This is a genomic window from Aliiglaciecola sp. (genome assembly GCF_039982535.1).
Taxonomy (GTDB): Bacteria; Pseudomonadota; Gammaproteobacteria; order Enterobacterales; family Alteromonadaceae; genus Aliiglaciecola.
In genome coordinates this window covers 215,690-229,317 of sequence record NZ_JBDWYG010000045.1, presented here as the reverse complement: position 1 = coordinate 229,317, position 13,628 = coordinate 215,690, and the positions used below count along the sequence as shown (strand labels likewise).

General features: G+C 40.3%; 12 protein-coding genes. 4 read left to right on the top strand and 8 right to left on the bottom strand.

Annotated features, from left to right (window positions below):
• Window positions 1-223: 223 nt before the first annotated feature.
• The 4 genes from ABJV04_RS15075 to ABJV04_RS15060 are packed head-to-tail and all read left to right on the top strand — an operon-like array spanning window position 224 to window position 5,207.
• On the top strand, window positions 224-775 hold the full coding sequence (locus tag ABJV04_RS15075; protein WP_348492396.1) for a hypothetical protein: 552 nt from the start codon (window positions 224-226) through the stop codon (window positions 773-775).
• Between the two features lie 11 nt (window positions 776-786).
• A complete protein-coding gene (locus ABJV04_RS15070; RefSeq protein ID WP_348492395.1) occupies window positions 787-2,556 on the top strand; it encodes an OmpA family protein in 1,770 nt (589 codons plus the stop codon).
• A gap of 20 nt (window positions 2,557-2,576) precedes the next feature.
• Complete coding sequence (locus tag ABJV04_RS15065; RefSeq protein WP_348492394.1) at window positions 2,577-3,068, top strand: Rab family GTPase; 492 nt, start codon at window positions 2,577-2,579, stop codon at window positions 3,066-3,068.
• Between the two features lie 6 nt (window positions 3,069-3,074).
• Complete coding sequence (locus ABJV04_RS15060; RefSeq protein ID WP_348492393.1) at window positions 3,075-5,207, top strand: bifunctional diguanylate cyclase/phosphodiesterase; 2,133 nt, start codon at window positions 3,075-3,077, stop codon at window positions 5,205-5,207.
• A gap of 44 nt (window positions 5,208-5,251) precedes the next feature.
• On the opposite strand, the gene ABJV04_RS15055 is transcribed toward ABJV04_RS15060, so the two are convergent.
• From ABJV04_RS15055 to mutL, 8 genes are all read right to left on the bottom strand, one after another.
• Complete coding sequence (locus ABJV04_RS15055; RefSeq protein ID WP_348492392.1) at window positions 5,252-6,421, bottom strand: acyl-CoA dehydrogenase; 1,170 nt, start codon at window positions 6,419-6,421, stop codon at window positions 5,252-5,254.
• Between the two features lie 21 nt (window positions 6,422-6,442).
• Entirely contained in the window at window positions 6,443-6,961 is a 519-nt protein-coding gene (locus tag ABJV04_RS15050; protein WP_348492391.1) for a GNAT family N-acetyltransferase, read from the bottom strand.
• A 75-nt stretch (window positions 6,962-7,036) separates the two neighbouring features.
• Window positions 7,037-7,921, bottom strand: coding sequence for a protease modulator HflC (hflC, locus tag ABJV04_RS15045; protein WP_348492390.1), 885 nt, complete (start codon window positions 7,919-7,921; stop codon window positions 7,037-7,039).
• 3 nt (window positions 7,922-7,924) lie between these two features.
• Window positions 7,925-9,079 carry an FtsH protease activity modulator HflK gene (hflK, locus tag ABJV04_RS15040; protein WP_348492389.1) on the bottom strand — a complete coding sequence of 385 codons (1,155 nt, stop codon included), beginning with the start codon at window positions 9,077-9,079 and terminating at the stop codon, window positions 7,925-7,927.
• A gap of 76 nt (window positions 9,080-9,155) precedes the next feature.
• Window positions 9,156-10,445: a ribosome rescue GTPase HflX gene (gene hflX / locus ABJV04_RS15035; protein WP_348492388.1), complete on the bottom strand. Its 1,290-nt coding sequence runs from the start codon at window positions 10,443-10,445 to the stop codon at window positions 9,156-9,158.
• 19 nt (window positions 10,446-10,464) lie between these two features.
• Entirely contained in the window at window positions 10,465-10,713 is a 249-nt protein-coding gene (hfq, locus tag ABJV04_RS15030) for an RNA chaperone Hfq (RefSeq protein ID WP_008843456.1), read from the bottom strand.
• Window positions 10,714-10,799: 86 nt separating this feature from the next.
• Window positions 10,800-11,744, bottom strand: coding sequence for a tRNA (adenosine(37)-N6)-dimethylallyltransferase MiaA (miaA, locus tag ABJV04_RS15025; RefSeq protein ID WP_348492386.1), 945 nt, complete (start codon window positions 11,742-11,744; stop codon window positions 10,800-10,802).
• Window positions 11,737-13,614 (bottom strand): DNA mismatch repair endonuclease MutL, encoded by a 1,878-nt coding sequence (gene mutL, locus ABJV04_RS15020; protein ID WP_348492385.1) that lies wholly within the window; start codon window positions 13,612-13,614, stop codon window positions 11,737-11,739. Before mutL ends, miaA begins: the two co-directional genes overlap by 8 nt.
• Window positions 13,615-13,628: the final 14 nt, after the last annotated feature.

The window sequence follows — 13,628 nt, the reverse complement described above, 5'->3', positions numbered from 1 at the left end:
CTAATTAACTTCGTAAAAATCATTACCATGCACAAACCAAATTTTCGAACACCAAAAGTGCAAGGGAATCAAAGTGGCAAAGTGAAAAATAAACAATCTTGAATTTTGTTATTGCCAGTATCTTAGAATAAAAAAAGTGATTAGTGTCAATTAATTCCCGTGCATTAAGTAGTTTTTTTAAGCTATGATTGGTTAACGGTATTACAAGCAGAAGGAAGTGATAGTGGCGAATAAAAACACAGATGACAGAGCAGTGGAAGATACTCCAGCCAAAGGCAATAATGACACCCCCTCAGAACTGGCCACTTTACGACAAATTGTATTTGGTGCTGCTCAAGCAGATATTGAACTCAAGTTATCTCAATTAGAAAGTAAAATGTTAGAACGCTTCCAACAATCCGACCAGAAATTAGCTGCCCAGGTAAGTGAGTTAAATAAAACCATGCAAAATGGGTTTGAAGAATTGCAGTTAAAAGTTAACTCTGTTGATAAAATGTATGACGATAAAACCTCTGAACTAAATGCATATGCAGATAAGCTTTCTTCTGAATTAGAGATGTCCGACAGCAATGGTCGCCAAGAGACAGATGAACTACACACAAGAGTAGACAAAGAGGTTGCCATGCTCACTGAAAAATATGACGCTCGATTCTCAGAAGCATTAGAAAGGTTGGATCAAGTAACCAAAGAGCTCAGTTCAACTAAAACAGATAGAAAAACCTTGGCCAAATTACTTGCAACCATGGCAGTTAACCTAGAAACCGACGAAGAATAAAGCCAAATTTCATGGCAGATTGTCCAAACTCTAAGGTCCCCAGTGAAGATGAAGTAGCTATGCAGCAGCTACGAGAACTGATACTGGGCAAAAATCAGGAATTTGTTAAGCAAGTTATACAAGACAATGCCAGAGAAATGGTTAGCGAGGTAGTAATAGAAGCTATCCATGATCGTCAGAACCACAATGACGAGTTTAGTAAGATACTAACCCCTGTGGTGCAAAAATCCGTAGAGACCTCTGTCAAACAACAAAGCGAACAATTTGTTGGTTATTTATACCCCCTCGTAGGTCGCTTAGTCCGTAAATCTGTCACTTCTTTCCTCAGTGAGTTTTTAGAAAAAACCAACGTTTTAATTGAAAACAGCTTGACCTTTAAAGGTATCAAATGGCGTTTTAAGGCATGGCAATCGGGAGTGAGCTTTTCCCAATACGTTGCAAGCCAGACCTTTATATTTAAAGTTGAACAAGTATTATTGATCCATCGAGAAACCGGAATATTACTAAACTCGGTTTCTCAATCGGTTCATGAGTCTGCCGACGGAGACCTTGTTTCAGCGATGCTGACAGCGATAAATGATTTCGTATCAGATTCGTTCAATCCGCAACAAGAATCACCGGAACAAAACTTAGAAGTAGTCAAAACAGAAGACTTTTCATTGGTGATAAAGCGCGGGCCTAAGCTACTTTTGGTAGCCGCGGTAACGGGTAATATTCCTCAAGACATTTCAACCAAGTTTCAAATAACTAACGAATACATCCATAAATTATATGCAAAAGAAATTGCTAATTTTAATGGTGATACGATGGTTTTTGAACCCGCCTCCCAGCAGCTTCAAGACTGTTTAGTTGCAAAGATGCACCCAGAAGCTTTAAAGAAAAAGAATAAAAAACCGATAATGGCTATTGGACTAGTCATTATATTATTGATTGGCTTTGGCTTTTTAGGGTTTCACAACTATCAACAAAACCAATTAGTTGATCAAATAGCACAAATCGGTCAACAACCCGGTATTGTCACCAGGAACGTAGAACGAACAGGCTGGCAGGACATTGAGCTTTCTGTATTACGAGATCCAGATGCTATTGAAGTAGAAAAGTGGCTAGCTGAACAGCACATTGATGCTAGCAAAATTTTACTGTTGGAAAAACAATACCTATCTTTAGAAGCATCATTGATTAAAACTCGTTTGAAAACGATTTTGGCTAAATATCCACAGATAGAAGTTGATTGGCAACAAAAGATACCAGTTTTAACCGGCACGTTACCGAATGTTCAACGTTTAGCTTTAGCAACTAAGATACATGCTATTCCTGGCTTAACTTACGCAGAAGAGTTAATTTCTGGTATCAAAGCTGAAGAGTTGGCTACAATTAATGAAGATAGTCCAGAAATACTCATGGCGTTGTTCGAAATCAACAAAGCTAAAATTGATAGTACGCAAGTTGAGTTTGAAAAAGGACAAGGGGCGTTAAATGAAAAAGCTAAAGATCAATTACGTGCTTTTGCGAGCTATCTGAAAACAACCATAGAGTTGTCTAAAAAGCTGGAGTTAAATGTAGGTTTGATTATTATGGGTGCAAGTGATTCTTCTGGTTCGATTAAATATAATCAGTCTTTGAGTCAAAAACGAGCTTTAATAGTACGTCAATTTTTAGTCGAAGAAGGTATTGAAGCGCAATATTTAAACGCCATCGGTTTGGGTGTTGTTGAAAATGCAGCTTCAGGATCAGGCTTACGAAAAGTCATTTTTAATATAATAAATTTTAAGACTGATTAAATAAGGACATTAACTGCATTATGTTCCAAAAAAAGATTTGCCTACTTGGACCATCAGGAGTAGGGAAAACCAGTTTGGTTAAACAATTTGTTGAAGGTATTTTTTCCGAAAAATACCTCACCACAATTGGCGTCAAGATTGATAAAAAGCTCGTTGACTTAGCCGTTGATCAAGTTCAACTCATGATTTGGGATTTAGAAGGGATAGACCGCTACTGCGGATTCCAACCTAAATACCTGCGTGGCGCTTCAGCATATGCAATAGTAACCGACCATACACGCTCACAAAGTCTTGTAGAAGCAATGGAAATACATCGCATGGTAAGAGAAGTAAGTGATATTCCTGCGATCCTTATTATTAATAAAAGCGACCTTGATGTAGCTTGGCATTGGACTGAAAGTGAACTCAATGGCTACAGCAAAGAATTTATACGGAGTTTTTCCACCAGCGCTAAAACCGGCGATCAGGTTGAAGAAATGTTTAAGTTTATCGCACAACTAACGTTGAATTAATCCATTATGCAACAGTCACTTATTCAAGCTTTAGGTATTATAAACTGCGCTATTTTAAAACGAGTAAAGGATGGGCAATTTCAGGTTATCCATTGCAGCCAAGATTGGTTTTATTCTATAGCTCCTGAAGCAATTGACCGTGAACGCTTCGAATTTGCCGGTCACTCAGCTTATTTAGATGACTTTTTCATTGATGCTGAGGAGTTTTGGCAAACAGGTAAAGAAGGGCAAATTCACTCCGGCATTTGGTCCGAACAATCTAAAGATAAACTTTTACGTTTAGAGGCCCTTGCCGCTATTTCAGACGGTGAATCATACCTAGTTATTAACAATTTAGAGGGTGAATACCAAAAGCAGCAACAAACTTTACAGGCGGCTAGAGAACTACTGATTTCAAATGATAAGGTACTCGCTCAGCATGAGTATATTCATGAACGCCTAGATCAAGTATTGCGTGAAAACCAAACCCTGCAATCATTACAGAAGCCAATACAACGTGTTATTGAAAATGCTGATTTTGGTGTAGTGATCACTGATGCACAATTAAATGTCATAACTCAGAATCCGAATTCATACACAGTTTTTGAAACCTCCGATTTACCCCTTGAGGTTTCTCCATTTGAGAAACTAATGGAGCTGTTTAAGAATCAATGTGCTGAGTTTGAGAGAGTTATCGGCACTAGCAGTCGATGGCATGGCGAACTTTTTTGGCATAATCCCCCATACTCAAGTAAATGGTTAAAATTAGCGTTATACCCAGTAACAGATGAAAACCAGAACTTACAACATTGGATATTTATTTTTAGCGATGTGAGTCGGGTTAAGTATTTATTGCAAAGAAACGAAAAATTAAACCTATACGACAATGTCACTAATTTACCCAACCGCCAGTTTTTCTGGCAGAAATTAGAATACCAAATTGAAAAAGCCAAAGCATTTTTCATCGTCTATTTAGATGTGAAGCACTTCAAACAAATCAACGAGTTACATGGCCATCAAGCCGGTGATCAAATATTAGTAACCTTGGCTGAACGAATACAACAATGCATCAGCACTACAGATTTATGTGCAAGAGTGGGAGGTAATGAATTTGGAATTATCTTGACCGACTGTAAAGAGCAAAATGATTGCATCGAAGTTGCCAACCGACTAATTGAAGCCATGGAACCGCCCTTTTATACAGCCTCAAAACAAAAGGTTCAGATTGGCCTTAATCTTGGTGCAGCTCACTTTCCTAGCGACGCATCAGATTCTGAGGAATTAATGAAGTTTGCGGATTTAGCGATGTTTTCAGCTAAAAAAGAAGATAAAAGTAAATTATGCTTTTATTCAAAAGAACTAAAAGAAGCATCTCGATATCGACTTGAGTTAGAAAGCGCGTTGAAAAAAGCGATCAGCGATAATCAGTTCGAACTTTATCTACAACCCATAGTAGATTTGAGTACCGGCAAAGTTGCTAAAGCAGAAGCCTTAATAAGGTGGCGTTCAGCCGATGGTAACCTTACCAGCCCCGATAAGTTTATCCCCATTGCTGAACAGACAGGGTTAATTGTACCCATTGGCAAATGGGTAATCAGCCGCGCAACAGAAATGTTGAAAGTGATTATGCAATACCAGCCCGACTTAAAAATTTCGGTAAATTTATCGCCCAGACAAGTAGCCGATAGACATCTATTTGATTTTGTCACTCAAGCTATTAATCATAGTGGAGTACCGCCAAAAAACTTGGAGTTAGAATTAACCGAAGGCGTGCTGATTGATAATTATGACAAAGTAAAACACTTACTGGATCAGGTAAGAGAAATCGGCATCTCCACCTCAATAGATGACTTTGGCACTGGCTATAGCTCACTTTCATATTTACAAAAACTGCCAATTGATAACCTTAAAATCGATCGTTCTTTTATTATTGACTTAGAACAGAACGAAAATGATAAAGCTATAATTTTGGCTGTGATTGCCATGGCTCATAGTCTTAAATTGGGAGTAATTGCAGAAGGCGTTGAGAATCAATATCAAGCCGATTTTCTATTGGAAAATAAATGTAATATCGCTCAAGGGTATTTATTTAGCAGGCCATTACCATTAAGTGAGTTTTGTGAACTTTTGTTAGCAGAGAAACACAGTAGTCAAAATTAACCATTTTTACTACTGTATTCATCACAAAACTCCCATAAAGGTTATTAACTAAAAGCTTGTAGACCGGTTTGTGCACGACCCAAAATTAGTGCATGGACATCGTGTGTGCCCTCATAGGTATTTACCGCCTCTAAATTCATTACATGACGAATAACGTGGAACTCATCAGAAATTCCATTACCGCCATGCATATCCCTCGCACTCCTAGCAATATCCAAAGCTTTGCCACAGGAGTTGCGCTTTATCAAAGAAATAGCTTCAGGGGCTAATGCGTCTGCGTCCATAAGTCTTCCTGCTTGCACGCAAGCAATTAAACCAAGAGATATTTCTGTCTGCATATCGGCTAACTTTTTCTGTATCAATTGATTAGCCGCCAATGGCCGGGAAAACTGCTGGCGATCTAAGCAGTATTGCCTCGCTGCGTACCAGCAAAACTCAGCCGCTCCCAAAGCTCCCCATGAAATTCCATATCGCGCTTTGTTTAAACAACCAAATGGGCCTTTTAATCCAGAAACATTGGGCAATAAGTTTTCGTCCGGTACAAACACGTTATCCATTACAATTTCACCGGTAATAGATGCACGAAGAGAAAACTTACCTTCAATTTTAGGCGCTGATAACCCTGCCATTCCTTTTTCTAAAATAAAACCTCGTATCACCCCATCCAATTTAGCCCAAACCACAAAGACATGGGCAATGGGCGAGTTTGTGATCCACATTTTACTACCGTTTAGAACGTACCCACCTTCTTGTTTTTTAGCGTAGGAACTCATACTTGCTGGATCAGAACCTGAATTAGGCTCAGTAAGGCCAAAACAACCAATCCATTCGCCAGTAGCTAATTTAGGCAAATACTTTTGACGCTGCAGCTCACTGCCATAAGTAAAAATAGGATGCATCACCAATGAAGATTGCACACTCATGGCACTGCGGTAGCCACTATCTACCCGCTCAACCTCACGAGCAATTAATCCGTAAGAGACATAGTTGACGTTGGAGCAACCGTACTTCTCAGGAAGAGTAGCCCCAAGTAAGCCTAACTCCCCCATCTTCTTCATAATGTCGATATCAAAGTATTCATTTCGATTGGCTTGCAAAATTCCCGGCATCAGCTCTTGTTGACAGAACTGATGAACAGAATCTCGCAATATGCGTTCATCTTCATTTAATAAAGAGTCTAAATTAAGAGGATCTTGCCAATTAAATTTTTTCATTTTAACTTTCTCAAACTGAACTTAACTAGGTAATTTTACCATTTGCATAGACACAACTTTATCACTATCTTCTGAACCCAACCGCCCCACTTGAGAAAAACCAAAAGATTGATGAAAGTGTGCTGAAGTCGGATTAGCGGGAACTAAATTATATTCACAACAAATAGCAGCAAAACTATGTTCCCTGGCGAAGTGGAATAAATCATCATACAAGTCTTTACCCAAACCTTTCCCTTGCACCGATGAATCAATGACAACACGGTCGACATAGAGAAAGTTTTGATAGCGTTGTTCAAACCACTGGTAGTTGTCACTTTCGTAAGCAACCTCAGGCGCCATTGCCAGCAAAAAACCTACAATTAAACTGTTACTTGTTTGCGGATCGTACTGTTCTATTACGCGATGATAAGTACTAAGAATATCTAACTGTTGGATACGAGCTAGATCCATCGGGCTAGTAAAGTGAACGAACTTATCATTTAAGCGTTTGATTTCAAAAAAATCATCTTGAACCGCATCTCTGATACGAAATTCCAACATAAAAATCCTTAACTCAAAATGCCTATCTTAGTAATAAAAAAAGCGCCATATAGGCGCTTTTTAAAGTAGGAAAACTTAGTTTCTAGTGCCAGAGATATCTTTCATGTATTTGAAGAAATCACTATCGGGCTCAACAACTAACACATCCTGTTTGCTGTCGAAACTAGCACGATAAGCATCCATACTTCTTAGGAATGCATAAAATTCAGGGCTTTTAGAGTAAGTTTCAGCATAAATTTGCGCTGCTTGTGCTTCCCCCTCACCTTTAATTTTACGTAAGTTCCTTTCCGCATCAGCCAACATTACAGTTACTTTAGCATCAATATTCGCTTTGATTATCTCAGCTTGTTCACGACCTTCAGAGCGGTGCTCTTTAGCTACAGCTTCTCGCTCTGCACGCATACGTTGGAAAATAGAACTACTCACTTCTGGCGGTAAGTTAATTTGTTTGACTCTTACATCAACAATTTCAATTCCTAACTCGTCTGAACTAGTAGATGCCTGTTTCATGGCCTCATCCATCAACTCAGAACGTTCACCAGATACGATTTGAGAAATAGTACGAGTACCAAACTCAGAGCGAAGCCCATTGTTTACTTTTTGCTTTAGAAGAGACTCAGCTTGCAGCTTATTCGCACCTGTTGACAGATAATAAGTCGCAAAGTCTTTAATGCGCCACTTAACATAAGAATCAACTATTAGATCTTTCTTTTCAGACGTAACAAAACGCCCTGCTGGATCATCTAATGTTTGGATTCTTGCATCGAGATTTACGACTCTGTCAATCAACGGAAACTTAAAATGAAGACCCGGGCTAAACACGACAGTTTCACCGGCGGCATCTCGTTCAACTTTCCCGAACTGGATCTTAATTGCTTTTTGACCTTCAGGCACTACAAACAAAGAAAGGAAAACAGCGATGACAACCAATACGATTACGCCAATACTTAAATTTTTCACTTTTTAGTTTCTCCCTTGTCTAGTTCTGTCGCCACGTAATGTCGTCGGTGCCGAGTTAGAGCTTTGCGAACTAGAGGCATCATTCTGCTGTAGCCCTTCTAGGGTACTGCGGAAATTTGCTTTAGGCGCTTGTTTACTCTGGTTATCCAAAATTTTATCTAAAGGCAAATACATCATATTTCCACTGCCTTTGTTATCCACCATAATTTTGGTGGTGTTTTGATAAACCTGTTCCATGGTTTCTAGATAAATACGCTGACGTGTAACTTCTGGCGCAGCTTCATATTGAGGTAACAACTCCTCAAAACGCGCAATTTCACCACGAGCCTCTAAGGTAACACGCTCTTTATAAGCCTGCGCTTCCTCAGCCATTCTATTAACCTGACCCCTTGCACGAGGTTCAATTTCACGAGAATAGGCTTCAGCTTCACGAATGAAACGTTGTTCATCTTCTTGTGCAGCAATCGCATCATCAAAAGCAGCTCTCACTGCATCCGGTGGACGCGCGTCTTTAAAGTTAATATCAACGATTGAAATACCCATATCGTAAGGGTTAATAATACCTTCTAACTCCTGCCATACTTGTTGGCGAGCAGTTTCACGACCGCTGGTTAAGATATCATCCATTTTTGAATGACCAACAACGTAGCGAATAGCACTATTTAATGCCTGACTAAGACTTTGTTCAGGGTTTGTTACCGCAAAACTATACTTATAAGGTTCAACTATGCGGTACTGTACTTCCATTTCTACACCAACCACATTTTCGTCTTCAGTAAGCATGCTGCCCTCAGAGGACATCGACTTAATAGATTGAACGTCAATTGGAATAACTTCATCTACAAACGTTGGTTTCCAACGTAAACCTGGCTCTACAAATTGACTAAACTCACCAAAACGTAAAACTACACCGCGCTCAGCTTCACGAATTGTGTAGAAGCCACTAATAAACCAAATGACAACTAGCAAAACTGCAATAACAGTTAGGCCAACTCCACCTATGTTTTTACCGCCAGATGAGCCGTCTCCACCGCCACCTTTGCTGAATTTGCCAAACAAGTTTTTGAATATATCATCCAAATCAGGTGGGCCTTGATCGCGCCCCCCCTTGTTTTTCCAAGGGTCGTTATTCTTTCCACCGGGCTCATTCCAAGCCATCATCACTCTCCGTTAGGTTAAGTCTAAATCTATGCAACCCCGATTCTATCATCGAAGTTAGCTTAATTTGCATATACTAATGCTTTACTACCAAACTGGATAAGTCTATCTCAGACCTTTTTTCCAATCGGTGCCAATCACTGGTCGGCATTCTTACATCCACCAGCCAATCGCCGTCCTCTGCATAGGATTCTGCAGCGATACAGTTCATACGAAATAAAGCGCCTCGAAGTTTACCTTCTTTAGGCGGAATGCGTAATGTAAATTGCACTATGCTTTGCGATAAACATTCAGTGAGGGCATTAAACAATAAATCAATGCCTTGATTATGTTGTGCAGATATCCAAACACGAATGGGAACGCCTTCATCGTTGCAGTCTATATGGGGTTCAACCCCGTCCATTCGGTCGATTTTATTGCATACCATTAATTGTTGAATTTCAGATGCATCAATTTCTTCTAAAACGTCATTCACTTGATCGATGTTGTCGAGGTACTGTTCATCAGAATAATCTACAACATGCAATAGCAAATCCGCTTCCTGGGTTTCTTGTAACGTGGCTTTAAACGCGGCAACTAAGTCGTGGGGTAAGTGGCGTATAAAACCTACGGTATCCGCCAAGATTGCTTGTCCAACATCTTGCAACTGAATTTTCCGCAAAGTTGGATCTAAGGTGGCGAACAATTGATCCGCAGCATAGACGCCTGCGTCAGTGATGGTATTGAACAGGGTTGATTTACCCGCATTGGTATAGCCCACCAGTGAAATCGTTGGCATCTCAGCACGTTTTCTGGCTCTACGTCCTTGTTCACGTTGTTTCTGAACTTTTTCCAAACGACGTTGAATACTTTTAATTCTTACTCGCAAAAGTCGTCTATCGGTTTCTAGCTGAGTTTCCCCCGGCCCTCGAAGACCAATACCACCTTTTTGTCGCTCCAAGTGAGTCCATCCGCGAATCAATCGGGTAGAAATATGCCGCAATTGGGCAAGCTCCACTTGTAATTTACCTTCATGGGTTCGCGCGCGCTGGGCAAAGATATCTAATATTAAACCGGTGCGGTCTAACACTCGACACTTACACAAAGCTTCCAAATTTCGTTCTTGGGAGGGTGATAAAGGGTGATTGAAGATAACAACATCTGCATTATTTGTGCGTACTGAATTAGCTATTTCTTCTGCTTTCCCACTACCGGTAAAGTATTTGGGATGAGGTGCTTGTCGTGAAGCAGTAATTACTTCAACAGCATTAACACCGGCAGATGACACTAGCATTTGCAACTCTTGCAAATCTTCTTTACTAGAATCATCAGAAAAATCAATATGAACTAAAACAGCCTGCTCGCCTGCTTCGTAACGGTCAAACAAGCTTTTCTCCTATAAGGTTTTATTCACCGTTATCAGAGTCAGGTTGTGCGCCGGTTGACATATTAATGGCCCGAGAAGGCACAACAGTTGAAATGGCATGCTTGTATACCATCTGACTAACAGTGTTTTTTAACAGAATCACAAACTGATCAAATGATTCCACTTGACCTTGTAACTTGATTCCGTTGACTAAATAAATCGAGACAGGAATACGCTCCTTTCTTAACGCATTCAAAAACGGGTCTTGTAAAGATTGCCCCTTTGCCATCACTATTCCTTATCCTTTTATTTTTATTATGATTTTCGCCTGATATACAAATTATACAGTAAAACATGGGGCTGTATAGCTGCCTATTAGGTTACAGTATTGCTGACATTTAATATGGTAGTCAAATTCTCTTTTTCAATACCATCTAAAAAAGTTATATTTTTCCAACTTCGCAGCCAGGTTATTTGCCTTTTTGCTAGTTGTCGTGTTGCCGCCACCCCTTTAAATACCATTTCGGGATAATCAAAATCACCGTCCAAGTACTGCCACATCTGCCGATAACCAACACAACGCATAGAAGGCAAATCAAGGTGCAGGTCGTCGCGACGTCTAAGATTTTCAACTTCTTGCTGGAAACCACTTTCAAGCATAATGTTGAATCGTTTTTCTATACGTTCATGAAGTATACCCCGATCACTAGGCATTATGGCAAATTCTTTTACCGAATAAGGTAAATTACTGGACTTTTCTGAGGTTAGCTCAGTCATTGTCTTGCCACTTATCATATACACCTCTAATGCACGTAATAAGCGTTGAGGGTCATTTGGGTGTATGCGCTTAGCAGATACAGGGTCTACTTGCTCTAATCTGTGATGTAACTCTTGCCAACCAAGGGCATTTGCTTCGTTTTGCAGGTGCTCTCGAATCTCCGGGTTAGCAGCTGGCAACGTTGATAAGCCGTCAACTAGACTTTTAAAATACAGCATAGTTCCACCAACTAACAAAGGAATCTTTCCAGCATCTGTAACCGCTTGCATCGCATTTAGTGCATCGTTTCTAAAATTGGCTACTGAATAAGACTCTTTAGGATCAAGAATATCAATCAGCCGATGGGGAACTTGAGATAACTCTTCAGCACTTGGCTTAGCCGTACCAATATCCATTCCACGGTAAATTAACGCCGAATCAACACTTATGATCTCGCAGGGTAGCTTTTTGCTTATTTCTAATGCCAAATCAGTCTTACCAGAGGCAGTCGGCCCCATTAGAAAAATAGCTGGCGGTAAGTTTTCAGTATGCTTTTTATTCATCAAATTGTGATAACCAATCTTTTAGTGGGATTTCTGTGGCGCAAGACTTAAGTATTTCTACGGCATTAGCTTGTTTGTGTAGCCACACACAAAGATAGCTCAAATCGTTGCTATTTGCCGCCAAACTTTGAATTTGATAGTGCGCCAAAACCGAGTAAAAACACTCGAGTAAAATTGCCTTGATAGTTTGTTCTTCGACTTCAGGATTTGTTTTGACAGCGGAGGTGATTGCGTCTTTTTTAAACGCGACGTTTAGGGCATCAAAGAAACTCAATAACACACTCGCCCAATCTAAGGCCCGCGTTCCTGACGGCACTTGTTTTAACAACAATCGTTTATTGATGATAGCAAGCTCAAGTCCAACAAGTCTAACGTGCTGAATTAGGGTTTCGTCAATGCTTAATTCAATCTGCTCTAAAGCAAGGGAAATTGGCATTAACAGGGGTTGCATCACCAAAGAGTTAAACTGAGCATCGTCAGACAATTTTTTTGCAGCTAAATCTTGTGCTTTACATAAATAAAAGACCGCTTCCCACTCAATCAACAATCGATTTTCAGCAACCTGCAAAAACCTAGGTATATTAGAGGATAAAGACTCGCCAGATTGTGGTGTCATCAAACTACTGTAGTGCTTTGCTGCCGTTTTCGAATGGGGCCTTGGTGCAGTACGATTAAATACCTTAGCAGGTTGAGCTGTAACTTGCTGGTATGGTTCGGCGCTAGGCTGTGTAGACACCTCAGCTTGAATCGGCTTGTCAATTTCCGGACTCAAGGGTCGAATATATTGATGTGAAGGGCGAACCTCCTCCAAGATTGTTTGAGTGACTTGTGAGACCGCTTCTCCGCCATCTGTATGGTCTGAATATGCAGTAAAGGATTCACTCAGAGATTTGGATACTGAACGGAATATGACATCATGGACGAGCCTAGATTGATGAAAACGCACTTCATGTTTAGCCGGATGAACATTAACATCCACTTGGGTGGGATCCAACGTCAAAAAAAGCACAAAAGCAGGATGGGTATTGGGTTCAATTAGGCCTTCATAGGCTTGGCGAATTGCGTGATTAATGAGTTTATCTTTCATCACACGTCCATTTACATAAACATATTGCAAGTCACTTTGCATCCGGCTGGCACCAGCGGCGCTTAACCAACCAATAAGACGTATGCCTTCAAAACCGCTGTCGATAGCAATAGAATGATCAGCAAAATCACTACCACATACAGCTGAAATCCGTTTTATATGAGAGCGAGCCTCTTTAATTGCGGGGTATTTGCGAACGGTTTTACCATTGTGTTTAAGGCTCAATGCCACATCAAATCGACTCAAAGCAATACGTCGTATTACCTCATCAATATGATTAAACTCGGTTTTTTCAGCCCGTAAAAACTTACGCCTTGCCGGAGTATTAAAAAACAAATCCAGTACTTCAATACTGGTGCCTTTTGGATGAGCAGCTGGTTGCAATGTGACTTTCATTTCTCTGCCTTCTGCACAGGCTTGCCACGCTTGTGATTGTGCTTCAGGCTTTGAGGTTAGGGTTAGTCGCGATACTGAACTGATACTTGCTAGGGCTTCCCCTCGAAAACCAAGACTGCAAATATTCTCTAAATCATCTAACTTGGATATTTTACTGGTTGCATGACGGCTTAACGCCAACTCTAGTTCTTGCTGCGGGATCCCTTTGCCATTATCTCGAATAGCGATTCGTTTATGGCCACCTTTATCAATTTCAATTTCGACACTAGTTGCCCCCGCATCTAAGCAATTTTCAACTAACTCTTTGACCACAGAAGCCGGACGTTCAACCACTTCACCAGCGGCAATTTGGTTAGCAAGTTGTGGAGATAGAATTTGAATTGACACAGGTAACCTTTAAA